We start from the raw sequence: 17,169 nt of genomic DNA, 5'->3' as shown, positions 1-17,169 counted from the left end.
GTTAGGGATTTAAGTGATCAGTGATCAGTAATCAGTAAAAAGAAAGCTGATAGCCAAAACAACTGACTTTAAGATTGTCTCACCTGATCGGGAACACCAACAAAGGAGAGATTGGCTAATTTTTTCAGATTTTGACAGCGCAATAACTCGTTAAAATTGAGACTCGATCGCCCCTCAATTTCAGCTATAGTCTCAATAGCCGATAATAAACTTTTAGCGGCCTCGGTTTCCGTGTAACCGCGTCTAACGGCCACTTTTAGGGCGGCTTCATCCGCGTCTAATTGCCGTTGGGGGCTGCGTTTTTCTCGCCAAATCCGGTTAATTGCCAAGGCAGTTAAACCCCCCGCTACTGCAATACCGACGGCATCGGTTTGCAGGGTTTCCACGCTTAAACCGATGATACCAGCTAGGGCAATTACTTGATCGAGATCGGGTTTAAACCATTTTACTGCCGTTAAAACACAGACGGCCCTTAACAAGACTAAATCCCGTTGGGGTCTTGATAATTGCCGCCAGAGGTCAAAATTAATTTGAATTGGTCTGACCCCTCTTTGCCAGGGCAGGGGAAAATTAGTTTCGATTACCTTGCTGCTTTCGGGTTTGCTGACAATGCGCGTCATCATCCTTCCCGAGGCGGGCATGAGGTCTAGTAAATGACTAATCTCGTTATCTTGGTTCATTGATCGCTGGCCAATAGTCTTCGATCATTGAGTATAATGGCTTTCCGAGTTAATATCTCTTTTCCGACAATTTTCTCAAAGTTGAACGAATCCGCGTCAGTCCCCACCGTTCGGCGGTTCGGCTGAACTCACCGTCGAAGCTCTCAGCAAGGCAATGGTGGGGAAGCACCATTTGCCCTGTACTTCTGGGGGTAGACTATGTTGATTATGCAGTCAGATTAAGCAATTTCTTTGGGGTAAATCCTGAAGTTGGGGAAACCTTGACATCCTCACCGCTGTAAACGGACGGTGATTCCTCACCACGCCACCTTTTTAGAATGGTCGCGTCAATGGGGTTAACGCTTCACAGGATGCCGCTACCTTAGCGGTAGTCTTACGCTTTCCGACCCGTCCATTTAGGGTCTCCGATTGCCCACCGGCGACCTTGACATTTACCGCAGCATTGATGTCTCGATCATGAAAAGTCCCACAGAAAAGACATTCCCACTCACGGATATTTAACGCCTTTTTCCCGCCGATAAGGAGGCTACTGGGCGGAAGTTCCCGCACTCCCTGGCTGCATAACAGAAGAAGATAGTATAGATGAACTCATCAATAACCTTCAAGATGCCATCCAAGGCTGGTTAGGGTTTGCTGAAAAAGCTTTTCCTGGGGGCAGGGTGTGGGGTGTGGGGTGTGGGGTGTGGGGTTTTACCCATTTTCAGGGGGTCAATTACCTAATTTTCAGGGAAAAAGTACCTGAATTTTCCCCCCAATCACTCCAAAGGTCGGCACTTTTTGAGGGAAAGCAAGTCTAAAAACCCTATCCAACAAGGTTTTTAGATTTATTCAGCAAACCCTAGTTAGAAGTTGCCAACGAAAGCCAAACACCAGAGCCTATTTCCTAGGAGAGTGGGGAGCAGAGAGAAAAAACCTTAACCGAGTAGTATTGACGGACTCACCATCACCCCGGCAATTTGTTGGTCCAACTGTTCTAAATTTTCCGCCGGTTCAAGACAGCATAACCCTTGACAAATTAACCCAAATGTGCTAGAGGGCAAACTGGCATCGACTCGATAGACCGCAGTGGGTAAATAGCGACTTAACAGCGGCTCGATCGAGCTTTCCGGGGCGCGCAGACAGAAACCGTGACGATAGTGATCGAGGGCAACAAATAAACTGGGGCAAGCGGTGGGGGACTGTTCGAGGATGGTACTAAAAGATTGCAAGGCCTTTTCGGCCCGATCGAGATATTCTAGATTTTCCGTCAATCGCGACAGACGCACTAAATTAGCGATCGCAATTCCATTGGCCGAAGGGGTGGCATTATCCGTATAACCCCGTTCTCGCACGATCAGATCGAGACTATGATCGGAAGCAGTATTAAAATATCCCCCCTCATCCTCGGCCCAAAACCAGCGATCAAATTCCCCCTGTAAATCGATAGCCGCCTCTAACCAGCCAGTTTCTTGGGGATTAGCGGTTTGCAAGTCCAGCAAAGCCTTAATAAAATAGGCAAAATCCTCCGATTGGGCCAAAACCGAGGCCTGACCCTGATAATTCAAGCGCTGAAAACGTCCATCTAACCATTGATGCTTGAGAATAAACTCGGCCGCTTGAGTAGCCATTTGCCAGTACAAAGGTTCACCAAAGACGGCAAAGGCCCGGGCTAAACCGGAAATCATCAAACTATTCCAAGCGACGATCATTTTCGTATCTGTTACCGCCGGAATCCGTCCCGGCCAAGAGACGTTTTTCGCCTCTTGATTGTCTCTGGCCGGGGGAAAAAGAGCTAATTGGGCTTGAGAACTGCCATAACGCCGAATAAATAACTTATCGAGGATATTTTCTATCTCCTTTGATAATTCTCCCCCTTGCCGACGTTGCAGCACATTACGACCCTCAAAATTCCCCTCGCCAGTAACGGTAAAATTAGCCTGCAGCAGCCCCAATTCCCCGGTCGAGAGATAATCCCTTAACGACCGATCCGACCAGACATAAAAGGCCCCTTCCTCTGGTTCCCCATCCGTGGCCTTCTCAAAACTATCGGCATCTTGGGCCGCATAAAAATAACCTTCTGGGGCGGTCATTTCCCGTTTTAGCCAGTTAACCGTGCCTTTAATCCCTCTCTCAAAGGCTGCCTCTCGATTACCCGCACTCCACAAATTGGCTAAATATTCGACAATTTGCCCGTTATCGTAGAGCATTTTTTCAAAATGGGGAACTGTCCACGTCGAATCCACCGTATAACGATGGAATCCTCCCCCCACATGGTCATAGATTCCCCCCAGGGCCAGATCTTCCCCCCGTTGATAGGCCGCTTGCCGGAGGGAATCCTCAAAATCGTCACCAAAGCGACTGCCCTGCAAAGCCAGATGAGAATATGGAATCATCGGAAAACTGGGCCGACCGTAATTATTGGGATTAACCCGAATCACCGCCGTATTTGTCTCGATTCCTGTGGCTAAAAGGGAAGTATCGGCTAAATTGGTCTCTGCTCGCGGTAAAATGACCGATTGACGCAGTGCGCCCAGCATTTCGGCCGTGAATTTGCTTAATTTCTGCTTTTCCTCGTCATAATAGCGACGTACCGATTGCAACACTTGCAAAAAACCGGGCCGGTTAAAGCGCGGTTGCACGGGAAAATAGGTGCCACCATAGAAGGGAATTAAACTATCGGGTGTTAGGAAAACATTCAGAGGCCAACCCCCTTGACCGACCATCATCTGCAATGCTTGCATATAGATACTATCGATGTCCGGTCTTTCCTCGCGATCAACTTTGATCGGCAAAAAATACTGATTGAGATAATCGGCAATGGCCCGATCGGAAAACGCTTCTCCTTCCATAACCGTACACCAATGACAGCTAGAATAACCGATCGAGAGAAAGATCGGTTTATCTTCTCTCCTGGCAATTTCTAAAGCGCTGTCACACCAATACCACCAATCGATCGGGTTTTCGGCGTGTTTTCGCAGGTAAAGACTTTCAGATTCAGCCAGATGATTAGCCATGGGAAAAGGGGTATTTTTGCTCTTGCTGCTTATTAGTTTAAGCTAATTAGAGACTAACCGGAATCAAGCCTCTGCTTATGCTGAAAACTTCGATCGCCCTAGGATTTTTTCTCACTCAATCTTTGCTCCTTAATCCGCAAGTGCAGGGGGTGGCTAATCATTTAATTGGGGTCATGGATACGACGCAACAAGCGCAGACTAACCCCCGCATTGCTAAGGTGCAAATGACCACCTGTGCCGTGGATTTTTCCCCCAAACAGGATAGTATTTATCTTTATCAGGAACAGGCAATTATCGATCGCTTAAATCAACCCTATCGTCAAAGAATTTTAGTCATTCAACCTAGCCCCGATAATTCCACTGTGGAATCAAAAGCTTATAAGTTAAATAATGCCCCTAACTTTATTAATTTTTGTAACAAAGACTTGACAGAAAGAAAATTAAATGTATCAGATTTGGCCGAGTCGGTGTGTACTGTGTTTTTAAAACCGATAGCGGGGGGTTATCGGGGAGAAACTCCCCCCCAGGGTTGTCCCACTAATGCCAGAGGTGCGGTGAAAATAACTAATACAATTATTCTACATTCCCAGGGCATGGATACCAGCGATCGAGGTTATGATAGCCTTGGTCGGCAGGTATGGGGAGCGCAGGATAATGTCTATCAATTTCGCTGGCAAAAACCCTAAAATCGGCTTTCTTGTTTCATTAATGCCACATCGGCAGCAAAATAGGTCAAAATCAAATCGGCCCCCGCTCGTTTCATACTGATTAAAGTTTCCAAAATCAGGCTTTTTTCGTCAATCCAGCCCTGTTTTGCCGCCGCTTTAATCATTGCGTATTCACCACTGACGTTGTAAGCGGCGACGGGAAGATGGCTACTATCGCGCAGACGACGGATAATATCGAGGTAGGCCAGAGCGGGCTTAACCATAATAATATCTGCCCCTTCTGTTATGTCTAAACTGGCTTCCCGTAAGGCTTCCCGACTATTAGCCCCATCCATTTGATAGGTTTTCTTATCACCAAATTTTGGGGCTGATTCTAAGGCATCTCGGAAGGGACCATAATAAGCAGAGGCATATTTAGCCGTATAAGCGAGAATTCCCACATCCAAATAGCCAGCCGCATCTAAAGCTCGACGGATCGCCCCGACCCTACCATCCATCATATCGGAAGGAGCGACGAAATTAGCCCCGGCTGCCGCTTGCGAGAGCGACATTTTCACTAAAACTTCCAGGGTTTCATCGTTGAGAATTTTACCGTCCTCCACAATACCATCATGACCATAAATCGAAAAAGGATCGAGGGCTACATCGGTAATAATAATTATTTCAGGGACTTCTTTTTTAATCGCTTTCACCGTCCTTGGCACTAAACCATCGGGATTATAACTTTCTCTACCGAAATTATCTTTTTTATCTTCGGCAATCAGGGGGAAAAGAGCGATGGCATTAATGCCTAAATTATAAGCATTAACCACTTCTTTGAGCAATAAATCAAGGGAATAACGATAACAATCGGGCATAGAAGGAATAGCCACCTTTTGATTTTCTCCCTCCATGATAAAGAGGGGATAAATCAAGTCATTAACGGTTAATTCAGTTTCACGAACAAGACGGCGAATCGCTGGAGTATAACGAAGACGACGGGGACGAATCAGCATGATAACAGCGCGTCAAAAATAAAAAGTAAACAGTAAATAGCTGGTTTTGCTCTGGTTTTTTGCCTAGGCAAAAACCGGGGATAGGACGATCAAATAATCCTGATCCCCCTGACTAATTAGTGAAAATCGGGACTATGACGAATCAAACTCATAAACTCTTGACGAGTCTTAGCAGAATCGGCAAAAATACCGCGCACGGCACTCGTAGAAGTCCAAGAACCGGGTTTTTCAACCCCGCGCATTACCATACACATATGAGTCGCTTCAATCACCACAGCTACCCCTTGAGGTTGTAGTAATCCTTGCAAAGCATCGGCAATTTGTGCGGTTAAACGTTCCTGTACTTGCAGTCGTCTGGCGTACATTTCACAGATGCGGGCAATTTTCGATAAACCGATCACTTTCCCGTTAGGAATATAGGCAACATGAGCGCGGCCGATAATTGGTAAAATATGGTGTTCACAGGAGCTAAAAATATCGATGTCTCGGATTAAAACCATCTCGTTAGCATCCTCGTGAAAAACTGCCCCATTCAGCAATTCATCCAGGGATTGCTGATAACCAGAAGTGAGAAATTTTAGGGCTTTTACTACTCGTTTGGGAGTGTCTCGTAAACCTTCGCGATCGGGATCTTCTCCTAATCCTAACAGCAGTGTTCTTACCGCTTGCATCATCTCGGCTTCTGATACCGGCGATTTAGGTTCGGTAATCACTTCGGGAAAGTGATTGTAGTCATCATTGTCGAAAATTGCTTTGGACTTAGCTAAGGTCATAGATATTTTTACAGACTCCAATAGTTAATTGATCGGCAAAGTTTTCTGATTTTACCAATTGTCAATAAATACCCTTTGCTAGAGTATTTATTTTTCTGGGCATCTAGACGATAACTAATGAAAGCTATCGGGTTATTCCCTCGTCTTTGGGGTTATCTCCGGTGCGGAAACCTGGAAAAATTGATTTTCCTAGTCACCGAAAAAGTCTTGAGTATCTCCCTAGTTAATTGAGGGCAGGGTTCTACTACATAATTAGTCTATCTTGTCAAGTAGTTCGTTTGTTTGCTATTTTGGACTTCCTAGAATGATAATCGTTATCATTTTAACAAACAATTTAGATTTACCAACAAAAATTTTGTCGCCAGATAAAATATTCCCGTTGAGTTATTTAACTTATTTTGAAGAGATAGGCAGATTTTGCGATTTTATCGCTTATATTCAGCAATATTCCTGATTTTATGGTATTCTTCCTCCGAGTATAAATCCGCCGGAGAAGCAAGGCGATCGAGAAAGAGGATTCCTTCCAGATGATCGTATTCGTGTTGAAAGATGCGTGCGACAAAATCCCTGAAAACTTGACGGATTTTGCGACCATTGCGATCATAATAGTCCACCTCAATCCACTGATGACGGGGGACAAAACCGCGCCAATTGGGGACACTGAGACAACCTTCCCAACCCTTGACCATTTCCTCGCTCACCTGCAAAATGCGAGGATTAATCATGGCAGTGGACTGCATGATCGGAGCGTCGGGATAACGAGGATTGGGGTGAGAAGCAACGATAAACAGACGCAGAGATCGAGCAACTTGGGGCGCGGCAATTCCTACCCCGTGGGCAGCTTGTACGGTGGTAATCAGGGAATCGATCAAATTTTGACAGTCAGCACCGAGAAGATTATCGATCGCTGCTGCTTTTTGCTGTAGAATTGGATTTCCTAATTGGGTGATTGTTAAAACTTGCGTCATCTGTCTAAAGATTAATTGTTTCCCTCTGAAAATTATTTTATCGTCAACGGCAAAATATCGCTAAACTGATAAGGTTTCCCCGCAGCAGCACTAGAGCAACTTTGTTAATCAAAATTAACCGTGGACAGCAGAGCCCAACAACTTTGGCATAATCTCCTAGAGCGTCTAAAATTACTATTAACCCGTCCCGCTTTCGAGACTTGGTTTCAAACAGCGACGGTTAAAGAATGGCAAAACGATCGCTTAGTAATTCAGGCCGCCAATCCCTTTATTCTTAACCATCTTCAGAAAAATTATCTGTCAACAATTGCCGAAGTGGTGGAGGATATCGTCGGTTATCCCGTCGAGATTCAACTAACGGCACAACAGGGGGATTTGATCGCTATTTTCCAGCCTCACACTAGCTTAGAATTAGAATTATCTCCCGGTAATCAACTTAACCCTAAATATAATTTTTCCCGTTTTGTTGTCGGTCCAACCAATCGTATGGCCCACGCGGCCGCTTTAGCGGTGGCGGAATTACCCGGACGCGAATTTAACCCGCTTTTTCTCTGTGGTGGGGTGGGATTAGGTAAAACCCATTTAATGCAGGCCATCGGTCATTATCGTCTAGAATTATATCCCCAATCCAGGGTTTTTTATGTATCCACGGAACAATTTACGAATGATTTAATCACCGCTATCCGTCAAGATAGTATGGAAAGTTTTCGTAATCATTATCGCCATGCCGATATATTATTAGTGGATGATCTGCAATTTATTGAAGGAAAAGAATACACTCAAGAAGAATTTTTTCATACCTTTAATACCCTGCACGAAGCGGGAAAACAGGTGGTTTTAGCCTCCGATCGCCTCCCCAAACAGATTCCCAGTTTACAGGATCGTTTAATTTCTCGCTTTTCTATGGGATTAGTCGCCGATATCCAAGCACCGGATATCGAAACTCGTATGGCAATTTTACAAAAAAAGGCCGAGTACGAAAATCTGCGTCTCCCAAGAGAAGTTATCGAATATATTGCCGTTAATTATACTTCTAATATTCGCGAATTAGAGGGGGCATTAATCCGGGCTACTACTTATATTTCTATCTCCGGATTGCCGATGACGGTAGAAAATATCGCGCCGGTTTTAAATCCACCAATGGCCAAAATTGCCACTTCTCCTGAGATTATTATGGCGGTAGTAGCGGAAAAATTTCAACTCTCAATCGCCGATCTAAAAGGAAATTCCCGCCGACGAGAAATTAGTTTTGCCCGACAGATTGGAATGTATTTGATGCGTCAACACACGGATTTAAGCTTACCGCGCATTGGCGAAGAATTTGGCGGCAAAGATCACACCACCGTTATTTATAGCTGTGATAAAATCAACCTTTCCCAGCATCAAGATCGACAATTACAAGACATCTTAGCCCAACTAATCGAGCGAATTAACTCCCTCAGTCGCAATCAGTAGTCGGGGGTAATTATGAATGATGAATTATCAATTATGAATTGGGGAGATGGGGAGATGGGGAGTATTTTCAGTGAACAGTAAACAGTAATCGGTGATCGGTACTGATAACTGATAAATGTTTACTGATAACTGATAACTGAGATTAACTACAGGAGAATAAACTGGCAATTGTAGCGATGAGACGAGCGGTCATGGGTAAACTATCGATCACCATAGCTGTACATAATAACATCATGTAAAGAATGGAATATTTAAACAGCGATCGAGCCATGTCCCGATCAAAAGGATTCTGTTTTAATCGCCAAGCTTTTTTCAGGAAAACAAACCCTAAAATTAAAGCCGCTACACCATAAACCACACCAGAGGCAGCCAAGGGATAAATCAGGAGGAAAGTGAAAGGAACAACGATTAAAGTATAGAGCCAAATCTGCTCGCTAGTGGCTTCTTCCCCTTTAACCACGGGCATCATCGGGATATCCACTTCTGCATAATCATCCTTGATCATTAAAGCTAAAGCCCAAAAATGGGGAGGAGTCCAAAGGAAAATAATGGCGAATAAAATCCAGGGAATCCAACCGAGATCGCCCGTTACTGCCGCCCAACCGACGAGGGGAGGAATCGAGCCAGCTGCGCCACCGATAACAATATTTTGGATACTATGACGCTTGAGCAGATGGGTATAAATCAGCATATAAAATGCGATGCCGGTCATTGCTAAAAATCCGCTCAAAGTATTGACAAAAAAGACAAAAAGTGCTAAGGAAAGGGAGGCTAAAACGAGGGCAAAAATGAGGGCGTGGAGGGGTTGCACGCGACCAGAGGGAATAGGACGGGCGCGAGTACGAAGCATGGTGTGATCGATGTCGCGATCATAGATGCAGTTTAAGGTTTGAGCGGCGGCGGCGGCGAGAGTGCCACCGAGGAGGGTAAGAAAGAGTAAGAGGGGGGAAACCTGGCCTTTAGAGGCGATTTCCATGGAAGCGGCTGTAGTAATCAGCAGTAGAGGAATAATTCGCGGTTTGGTGAGTTGATAATAACTTTTAGCGACTTGTAAAAAATTATCGTGGTGGCGAAGGGCTTGAGTTCCAGTCATCGTGATTAAATCCTTAGAGATGGCTTATAGGTGCGAAAGAACGATCGCGAAGGGCAAAAGTGGTAAAAGCGACGAGGGTTGCCACCAATAGCGCACCGATGCTGTGGTGGGTAATGGTTAAGGGTTCCACCTGGAGATGCAGTTTCAGGGTGGCAACGCCTAAAAACACCTGTAGGGCGACTAATCCCCCGGCACTAAAAGCTAGTTTTTTGAGGAGAGGATGGATAGCGGCAGCTCGCCAAGCGAAGAAAACTAGGGTTAACACCGAGACAGTGGCGGGAAAAACCCCGATAATGTGGCTATTCATCACGGTGCAGAGTTGGGAAACCGTTAAACACTGATGGGCAGCCCAACGGGAACCGACGAGACCGCCGAGGAGACATTGCAGATAAACTAGACCGGTGGCGACCATTCCCATCCAAGTTAGTTTCCCGACCGCACCTGTGCCACGGTAGGGAGTCAGACCGATAGCAATGACGATTAAGGTGGCAAAAAAGAGCAAAGCTGTGGCTAAATGGGCGGTTACGATGTCAAATCGCAGTAATTGGGTGACGGTTAATCCTCCCAGGACTCCTTGCAGGAGAATTAAAGCCAAGGCAGCGATCGCCGAGGGCAACAGCCAACGGGGAAGATGGCGACGATACCAGCAAGACAGACCGACGAGAGCGATCGTACTAAACCCGATCAAAGAGGCATCGAGACGATGAAACCACTCCAGAAATACCTGTAGATTCATCTGCTGACTGGGAATCCATTGACCGTAACAGAGAGGCCAATCGGGACAAGCTAAACCGGCGTTCATAACTCTGGTGGCAGCGCCCACCACCATGAGGGCGAAAGTAGCGATCGCAATTTTCCAGACTAAGCGGCGCATCCACACCTGAATATTGCCGGTTTCTCTTAGGGGTGTCGGGTTAAAAACAGATTCGGTCATCGGTTTGCCTGTTCTCAAGGAGTCTGTCATCAAAGATCCTGGCTTTGTTTGCCAGTCAGTTATCACTGTGAATGAGTTTTTTTACGACTGGTAAAACCTTTTAGATATTCTTTAGATTTCTGGCCATTTCCGTTACATTTGTTTACATAAACTCAGAATAAAACATAAAAATTAGTTATTTTAAATACTTTCCCCGAAAACGATCCCAAAGAAAAGATAAAATTCTCAGAAGATGCTGGTTAAATTTCCCATCTATAGGGGAATCATGTTTTAGCCTTGAATAAGTAGCCACTATTAAAAATATTGAAAAGACCGTGAAAATTCCCAGCAGTATCCTGACGCTCGTACTCGGGATCACCTTAACCTTAATTAGTCTCTGGTATGGCCAAAATCATGGCTTAATGCCTGTGGCCGCTTCTGAAGATGCTCAGGAGATAGATAATATCTTTAATCTGATGATGACCATCGCCACGGGACTATTTTTAATAGTTGAAGGCGTGATTATCTATATAGTGATTCGCTTTCGCCGTAAACCGGGGGATCAAACCGACGGGCCGGCAGTGGAGGGCAATGTCCCCCTAGAAATCTTCTGGACAGCCATCCCGACGGTAATCGTTTTTATCCTTGCCGTCTATAGCTTCGAGATTTATAACAATATCGGCGGTCTCGATCCCTTGATTTCCAAGGGTGGCAAAGGAGAAATCGCCCACCACGGTCATCACCACGGCACGATGATGGCCCTGGGCGGCGATCGCAGAGTAGCCCTAGGTATCGGCAATTCCTACGATGGTGAAGGAGTTCCCCCCCTAGTGGTCAATGTTAAAGGTATTCAATACGCTTGGATCTTCACCTATCCCGAAACCGGCATTGTTTCCGGAGAACTGCACGCTCCCGTCAATCGTCCCGTGCAACTGAATATGGAAGCAGGGGATGTGATCCATGCTTTCTGGGTTCCCCAATTGCGTCTAAAACAGGACGTTATCCCCGGACAGGAAACGGTTTTATCGTTCACATCCAACCAAATTGGTCAATATCCGATCATTTGTGCGGAACTTTGCGGGGCCTATCACGGTGGCATGAAATCTAGCTTTGTAGTTCACTCCCAAGCCGATTACGACCAATGGGTGCAGGATAACACGATCGCCGAAGTTGACAGCGATCGAACTGTAGCCATGACCGCTAAAAATCGCTCTGATAGTCAATATTTGACCCCCTACACCGAAGAAATGGGCATAAACGGTGAAATCCTCGCCCAAGTTGCCCATCAGCAGCAAATGTAATTTTTCTTGTCATCTAAAATCTTGGCCTTATGACAGCATCAACGGAAATAACCACCCCAGCAACCGTTCCCGAGGTGATCCATCACCGCAAGTGGACCGATTACTTTACTTTCTGCACCGATCATAAAGTCATCGGTATTCAATATCTGGTGACTGCCTTTCTTTTCTTCTTCATTGGCGGTGCTTTCGCGGAAGTGCTGCGGACAGAATTAGCCACCCCCGACCCCGATTTCGTCTCCCCAGAACTATATAACCAATTCATGACCATGCACGGAACGATCATGATCTTTCTTTGGATCGTTCCAGTTGGGGCAGGTTTTGCCAATTATCTCATTCCCCTGATGATTGGGGCGGAAGATATGGCTTTTCCTCGTCTTAACGCCGTGGCTTTCTGGCTTAATCCCCCCGGCGGGCTGCTATTATTATCCAGTTTCTTTGTCGGCGCACCCCAGTCCGGTTGGACTTCCTACCCACCTTTAAGCTTAATTAGCGGCAAATGGGGCGAAGAATTGTGGATTTTGAGCCTTTTATTGATCGGGACTTCTTCGATTTTAGGCTCGATTAATTTCATCACCACGATCCTGAAAATGCGGATTCCTGAGATGGATTTGTACAGTATGCCGCTATTTTGTTGGGCAATGCTGGCCACCTCGACTCTGGTACTGCTTTCCACCCCCGTTCTCGCTTCTGCTCTCGTTCTCTTGTCCTTTGATTTAATCGCTGGCACGAGCTTTTTTAACCCCGCCGGCGGCGGCGATCCGGTGGTTTATCAGCATATGTTCTGGTTTTACTCCCATCCTGCTGTTTATATCATGATTTTGCCCTTTTTCGGCACGATCTCGGAGATATTACCAGTTCATGCGCGTAAACCGATTTTTGGTTATCGAGCGATCGCCTATTCCAGTCTCACCATCTGTTTCTTGGGTTTAATCGTTTGGGCCCACCATATGTTCACCAGCGGCACCCCCGGTTGGTTACGGATGTTTTTCATGGCGGCAACTATGTTAATCGCCGTTCCCACGGGCATTAAAATCTTTAGTTGGTGTGCCACTCTTTGGGGGGGTAAACTGAGTCTCAATACGTCTTTATTATTTGGGATCGGTTTCCTGTCTTCCTTCCTCATCGGTGGTTTGACCGGGATTATGTTGGCTTCTGTTCCCTTCGATATCCACGTCCACGATACCTATTTTGTCGTCGGTCACTTCCACTATGTACTATTTGGTGGTACGGCAATGGCCTTATTTTCTGCCGTTTACCATTGGTTCCCGAAAATGACCGGACGGATGTATAACGAGACTCTCGGTCGTATCCACTTTGTTCTCAGTTTTATCGGTTTGAATTTAACTTTCATGCCGATGCACGAATTGGGATTATTGGGTATGAACCGTCGTATTGCCCTGTATGATGTGCAGTTTCAGGATTTAAATGTTCTTAGTACCGCAGGAGCTTATATTCTCGGTATATCGAGTATTCCCTTCGCTATTAATATGGTCTGGAGTGCCTTTAAAGGTCAACCCGCCGGTCGTAATCCTTGGCGCGCTTTAACCCTAGAATGGCAAACTTCCTCTCCCCCAATTATCGAGAATTTCGAGGAAATGCCGATTCTTTGGTCCGGCCCCTACGATTACGGTATTGATATGGAAGAATCGGAAGCAGAGGAATCAGTACAAGATATCCTCGCTGAAGTGGGCGCCGAATCGCAATAATCAGTTATCAGTTATCAGTTATCAGTTATCAGATGTGAGTTTTCAGTTCACTGATTACTGTTTACTGTTTACTGATCACTGAGAAAAAGCTCCCCGTCTCCCGTGTAAACTAAGGACATTCAATCATGCAAGGTTCAACGCTCGAAGATTCTCAACTCTCTGTCAATTATCATCACGAAACGGTGGAACACGGGCATCATGGCCACCCAGATCATCGCTTATTCGGTGTGGTTTTGTTTCTAGTGGCGGAAAGTTCCATCTTTTTAGGCTTATTTGCCGCTTTCTTGTTCTACCGTACCATGTTACCCGTTTGGCCCCCCGCCGGCACGCCAGAATTAGAGTTAACCCTACCGACAATTAACACGATTATTCTGGTGTCCAGTAGTTTTGTTATGCACATAGGACAAAAGGCGATTAAACAAAACAATAATGCCGGTTTACAATTGTGGTTCGGTATTACTGCCCTGATGGGAATTATCTTCCTTTGTGGTCAAGGATACGAATATTATCACGCTGAATTCGGTCTGACAACTAATGTTTTCACCAGCGCTTTTTATGCCTTAACCGGATTCCACGGTCTCCACGTTACCTTCGGTTTAGTGCTAATTCTATCTGTCCTCTGGCGTTCTCGTCAAAAAGACCACTATTCTAGTCAATCTCACTTTGGTGTCGAAGCGGCAGAATTATACTGGCATTTCGTCGATGTGGTCTGGATTATCCTGTTTTTACTGGTGTATATCTTGAGATAATTTTTGTTATTTAGTAGGAGAAAAGGGCGATCAAGTGAGCGCCCTTTTTTGTGTATTTTAATTTACAGCAGTTATCCTATATTTTATACTTCATCTTTATGAGAAAAGCTTTAACTGATAACTGATCACTGATAACGGAGTAACTGATAACCGAGTAACTGATAACTGAATAACTGATCACTGATAACTGATAATTAACGACGACCGAATAAACTCCAACCTTTGCCACCACTAACGGCCGGTTCAGGTTTTTCAGCGACGGGAGCAACTTCTGCGGGGGTTTCCTCACCGGAAAGATTAGAAAGATCGTAGTTTTCTACTAGGAAAAGAGACGCTTTTTCAATAGTAGAATGATCCCAGAAAAGGGTAGAAGGTAACTCTTGACCGACCCAATCTTCTAGATCACCCACCATCGTTACCGCATCGATCGAATCTAAACCATAACGGGTTAAAGGTTCAGTCACATTAATCGTTTTTGCATCCAAAGATAACTGATCGGCTAACTGTTTGACTAACCAATTTTGTACGAGATTATTAAGATTGGAGTTGGAGTTCATGGGTTTTTTCCTCGGTAGTTTGTGAAGGGGCTAATTGAAAAGGCACGATCGAAAAATGTTGATTTTCTCGATATAATTTCAGCAATTCTTGGGCAACATTTTCTACATACACCTCAGATAGAGTGTAAGGCAGCGGCCGGAGAGTTCGCAGTAATCGGTGTAAACTCAACACCAACCATTCCCCCCGGGCAAAAAATTCCCCCAAGATGGAACGATTATAAAGCCAAGTGTGTAAACAAGCGGAAGCAGCGTGTAAAGTACAGTATTTCTTGGCAATCTCGAACAATTCGGGTGATTGGTCGTGACCATACTCGAATTTCGATTGACTAATCTGTTCATCGTGAGCATTTAGTTCCTCTAAAACTAAATTACCCAACATCAATAGATTTTCTAATACTTCCCGGTCCACCTCCTGAGAATCTTTCAATCCCTCTAGCATATCAAGGGCAATCTCTAAACCTTGCAGGGAATCATCCATTCCCCGGCCAAATAATTCTAAATTATTGGGTTCAAAGGGAGGAACTGACTTTTCTAGGCTAAAAATCGCCTCTAAACGGGTTGTTAACGCCGACATGGTGCCCGAGTTGCGCTTAGCCCGATATTTGGTTAAAGGACGCAATTGTAGGATTAAAGCATGAAGATTGACGATCGAACTGCCGTCAAACATACTGATAATCGAATTATCCCGCAGTAGCTTCTGGAAGATGCCGAATTCGTGTTCTTCTCGCATATAAAAACGCGACCCCAAGACCACATAAACACTATTAACCATCTCCTCCAGACGGACGGTGACAAAATATTTTACCACCGAAGCCCAGACGCTAAACTGTTCGGGGATAATATGAAAACCTCTCGCGGCCGGAATCGTCTCGCAATCGCAAATAAGGATGTCAAGGAAAGCATCCACGAGAGTGCGCCGGGGTTGGGGCAAATCCATCACAGTTTTGTTATAAATTACCCGATTAACGGCAAAACCGAGGGTAGTTCTTAAAGCGGTATCGGCTGCCCCGTGGGAAAAAGCAGCGCACAACATTCGGGTAATCTGGAAACCTTTCAGGGCTAATTCTAAACCGTCTCCCTCCTCGCGTAAACGCATGGAATCGGGGACGAAACAATCCTTAAAACCAATGCCACTCATATCCGAGGCCCGCACGCCATGGGTGTATATTTTCGGCAAATTATAGTATTTTTCGGGTTCTAATTGCCGTTTATCGACCATAAATAGGGTTAAACACTTTGGCCCGCCGTTAGCATCGGTTTTCGCCAAAATAAAGGAAATTCCAGAGATAGTCGCCCGGTTAATCGGCCATTTCTCACCATTGAGAATATAACCTCCTTCCACCTTCGTCGCAGTCAGATCACCATTGATCAGATCGCTGCCGTGTTCCTTTTCCGAGTAACCCAGACACATCGCCCCATAGTCATCCATGATAAAACGGGCGAGCTTCTGTTTCTGTTCTGGGGTTCCCGCCATCCAGTTTAAAAACGACCAGAATAGGGTAGTAAAAGCGATGCCGATAGTTTGATCCCGTCGAGAAAGTACCCGCACAAAAGCGACAAATTCCTCAAAAGAGGTAAATTCACCGCCGCAATCCGTGGGAATGTAGTAGTGTTGGAGTTTCCAGTCGTATAACCAGCGAATTTCCTCGTGGGGAAATTCTTCGCTCTCGTCAATTTCGATCACCCGCTTGTAGGATAGAGGGTTATCGGGATTGAGAGGATCGCCTAAGTCTTTTTCCAGTGCTTCAGCAGTCCAGTATTGCTTAAGCTTTTTCATAGTGCCTCTAGGACAGATACAATGTGTTTTTCGTCAATGCCTTCGGTTAGAAGACCCGACCATGCACAAAAATTAATGACCATTCTAGACGTTTGACTGTAGAATAGCAACAATTACGCAATGTGCAACTAAAAACGACAGAATCAGGGGTCTAGAGGATACTTTATCTCTGCCGATTTCTGAAAGCCTTGGCAATCAAGACTAAAAATACAGTTGCACAGGATGTAAATTATGTAATTGTGAAGGAGGGTTAAATTTATGCCCCTAGTTACGGGAAATGGCTCTAATAACATCATTACTCCATCTTCGGCATCAGCCGGAGTCACTGGATGGTATTTGGGACTCGCAGGGAATGATACCATTTATGGCTATGATGGCAACGATTCCATCAATGGCGGCGCTGGTGATGACTTTATAGACGGCGGATTTGGTTTTGATATCATTGATGGAGGTCTGGGAAATGACACGACATCCTATGCTTTCTATTGGGGACCGATCAATGCTAATTTAGCAACGGGTGTAGTGAGTTTCCCCGGTAATT

General features: G+C 45.4%; 15 protein-coding genes and 2 pseudogenes. 7 read left to right on the top strand and 10 right to left on the bottom strand.

The window, feature by feature from the left end:
• Positions 1 to 68: 68 nt before the first annotated feature.
• Both IM475_RS22005 and IM475_RS22000 read right to left on the bottom strand, forming a co-directional pair.
• Positions 69 to 680 (bottom strand): DUF3318 domain-containing protein, encoded by a 612-nt coding sequence (locus IM475_RS22005; protein WP_287729138.1) that lies wholly within the window; start codon positions 678 to 680, stop codon positions 69 to 71.
• Positions 681 to 992: 312 nt separating this feature from the next.
• Positions 993 to 1,199 (bottom strand): annotated as a pseudogene (locus tag IM475_RS22000) (zinc ribbon domain-containing protein); the annotation flags it as partial.
• 2 nt (positions 1,200 to 1,201) lie between these two features.
• On the opposite strand from IM475_RS22000, the pseudogene IM475_RS23070 reads away from it, so the two are divergent.
• Positions 1,202 to 1,324: pseudogene (locus tag IM475_RS23070) on the top strand (type II toxin-antitoxin system HicB family antitoxin); the annotation flags it as partial.
• A gap of 270 nt (positions 1,325 to 1,594) precedes the next feature.
• Here the strand turns inward: IM475_RS23070 and IM475_RS21995 are convergent.
• Positions 1,595 to 3,673 (bottom strand): thioredoxin domain-containing protein, encoded by a 2,079-nt coding sequence (locus IM475_RS21995; RefSeq protein ID WP_287729137.1) that lies wholly within the window; start codon positions 3,671 to 3,673, stop codon positions 1,595 to 1,597.
• A 77-nt stretch (positions 3,674 to 3,750) separates the two neighbouring features.
• On the opposite strand from IM475_RS21995, the gene IM475_RS21990 reads away from it, so the two are divergent.
• On the top strand, positions 3,751 to 4,359 hold the full coding sequence (locus tag IM475_RS21990) for a chromophore lyase CpcT/CpeT (protein WP_004163859.1): 609 nt from the start codon (positions 3,751 to 3,753) through the stop codon (positions 4,357 to 4,359).
• On the opposite strand, the gene hemB is transcribed toward IM475_RS21990, so the two are convergent.
• The 3 genes from hemB to def all read right to left on the bottom strand — a co-directional run bounded on the left by hemB (position 4,356) and on the right by def (position 7,077).
• Positions 4,356 to 5,336: a porphobilinogen synthase gene (hemB, locus tag IM475_RS21985; protein WP_287729136.1), complete on the bottom strand. Its 981-nt coding sequence runs from the start codon at positions 5,334 to 5,336 to the stop codon at positions 4,356 to 4,358. The two genes, IM475_RS21990 and hemB, sit on opposite strands and share 4 nt — an antisense overlap.
• A gap of 116 nt (positions 5,337 to 5,452) precedes the next feature.
• Entirely contained in the window at positions 5,453 to 6,109 is a 657-nt protein-coding gene (folE, locus tag IM475_RS21980; protein ID WP_002752393.1) for a GTP cyclohydrolase I FolE, read from the bottom strand.
• 425 nt (positions 6,110 to 6,534) lie between these two features.
• Positions 6,535 to 7,077, bottom strand: coding sequence for a peptide deformylase (gene def, locus IM475_RS21975; RefSeq protein WP_287729135.1), 543 nt, complete (start codon positions 7,075 to 7,077; stop codon positions 6,535 to 6,537).
• Positions 7,078 to 7,197: 120 nt separating this feature from the next.
• Here def and dnaA point away from each other — a divergent pair, with 120 nt between their 5' ends.
• Positions 7,198 to 8,532, top strand: a complete 1,335-nt coding sequence (gene dnaA / locus IM475_RS21970) for a chromosomal replication initiator protein DnaA (RefSeq protein WP_287729134.1) — start codon at positions 7,198 to 7,200, stop codon at positions 8,530 to 8,532.
• A gap of 142 nt (positions 8,533 to 8,674) precedes the next feature.
• On the opposite strand, the gene IM475_RS21965 is transcribed toward dnaA, so the two are convergent.
• Complete coding sequence (locus IM475_RS21965) at positions 8,675 to 9,625, bottom strand: heme o synthase (RefSeq protein WP_287657863.1); 951 nt, start codon at positions 9,623 to 9,625, stop codon at positions 8,675 to 8,677.
• Between the two features lie 13 nt (positions 9,626 to 9,638).
• Positions 9,639 to 10,559, bottom strand: a complete 921-nt coding sequence (locus tag IM475_RS21960; protein WP_287729133.1) for a COX15/CtaA family protein — start codon at positions 10,557 to 10,559, stop codon at positions 9,639 to 9,641.
• Between the two features lie 314 nt (positions 10,560 to 10,873).
• Here IM475_RS21960 and IM475_RS21955 point away from each other — a divergent pair, with 314 nt between their 5' ends.
• From IM475_RS21955 to IM475_RS21945, 3 genes are all read left to right on the top strand, one after another.
• Positions 10,874 to 11,839, top strand: coding sequence for a cytochrome c oxidase subunit II (locus IM475_RS21955; RefSeq protein WP_287729132.1), 966 nt, complete (start codon positions 10,874 to 10,876; stop codon positions 11,837 to 11,839).
• Positions 11,840 to 11,868: 29 nt separating this feature from the next.
• Entirely contained in the window at positions 11,869 to 13,545 is a 1,677-nt protein-coding gene (gene ctaD, locus IM475_RS21950; protein ID WP_104397273.1) for a cytochrome c oxidase subunit I, read from the top strand.
• Between the two features lie 125 nt (positions 13,546 to 13,670).
• Positions 13,671 to 14,294, top strand: coding sequence for a cytochrome c oxidase subunit 3 (locus IM475_RS21945; RefSeq protein ID WP_002796799.1), 624 nt, complete (start codon positions 13,671 to 13,673; stop codon positions 14,292 to 14,294).
• Between the two features lie 194 nt (positions 14,295 to 14,488).
• On the opposite strand, the gene IM475_RS21940 is transcribed toward IM475_RS21945, so the two are convergent.
• Both IM475_RS21940 and IM475_RS21935 read right to left on the bottom strand, forming a co-directional pair.
• Entirely contained in the window at positions 14,489 to 14,851 is a 363-nt protein-coding gene (locus IM475_RS21940; RefSeq protein WP_287729131.1) for an acyl carrier protein, read from the bottom strand.
• Positions 14,829 to 16,628, bottom strand: coding sequence for an acyl-CoA dehydrogenase family protein (locus tag IM475_RS21935; protein ID WP_287729130.1), 1,800 nt, complete (start codon positions 16,626 to 16,628; stop codon positions 14,829 to 14,831). Before IM475_RS21935 ends, IM475_RS21940 begins: the two co-directional genes overlap by 23 nt.
• Before the next feature lie 258 nt (positions 16,629 to 16,886).
• Here IM475_RS21935 and IM475_RS21930 point away from each other — a divergent pair.
• The coding region (locus tag IM475_RS21930) for a calcium-binding protein (RefSeq protein ID WP_502865922.1) at positions 16,887 to 17,169 on the top strand (283 nt) is incomplete at its 3' end.

The organism is Microcystis sp. M061S2, from assembly GCF_020245605.1.
Lineage (GTDB): Bacteria > Cyanobacteriota > Cyanobacteriia > Cyanobacteriales > Microcystaceae > Microcystis.
Note: the sequence above shows the minus strand (reverse complement) of the source record. Positions and strands in the feature narration are given on the sequence as shown.

Coding starts and splice junctions, on each gene's coding strand:
- hemB (WP_287729136.1), bottom strand. CDS start 5,336: ATGCTGATTCGTCCCCGTCGTCTTCGTTATACTCCAGCGATTCGCCGT.
- ctaD (WP_104397273.1), top strand. CDS start 11,869: ATGACAGCATCAACGGAAATAACCACCCCAGCAACCGTTCCCGAGGTG.
- folE (WP_002752393.1), bottom strand. CDS start 6,109: ATGACCTTAGCTAAGTCCAAAGCAATTTTCGACAATGATGACTACAAT.
- IM475_RS21990 (WP_004163859.1), top strand. CDS start 3,751: ATGCTGAAAACTTCGATCGCCCTAGGATTTTTTCTCACTCAATCTTTG.
- def (WP_287729135.1), bottom strand. CDS start 7,077: ATGACGCAAGTTTTAACAATCACCCAATTAGGAAATCCAATTCTACAG.
- IM475_RS22005 (WP_287729138.1), bottom strand. CDS start 680: ATGAACCAAGATAACGAGATTAGTCATTTACTAGACCTCATGCCCGCC.
- IM475_RS21945 (WP_002796799.1), top strand. CDS start 13,671: ATGCAAGGTTCAACGCTCGAAGATTCTCAACTCTCTGTCAATTATCAT.
- IM475_RS21995 (WP_287729137.1), bottom strand. CDS start 3,673: ATGGCTAATCATCTGGCTGAATCTGAAAGTCTTTACCTGCGAAAACAC.
- IM475_RS21960 (WP_287729133.1), bottom strand. CDS start 10,559: ATGACCGAATCTGTTTTTAACCCGACACCCCTAAGAGAAACCGGCAAT.
- IM475_RS21940 (WP_287729131.1), bottom strand. CDS start 14,851: ATGAACTCCAACTCCAATCTTAATAATCTCGTACAAAATTGGTTAGTC.
- IM475_RS21965 (WP_287657863.1), bottom strand. CDS start 9,625: ATGACTGGAACTCAAGCCCTTCGCCACCACGATAATTTTTTACAAGTC.
- IM475_RS21935 (WP_287729130.1), bottom strand. CDS start 16,628: ATGAAAAAGCTTAAGCAATACTGGACTGCTGAAGCACTGGAAAAAGAC.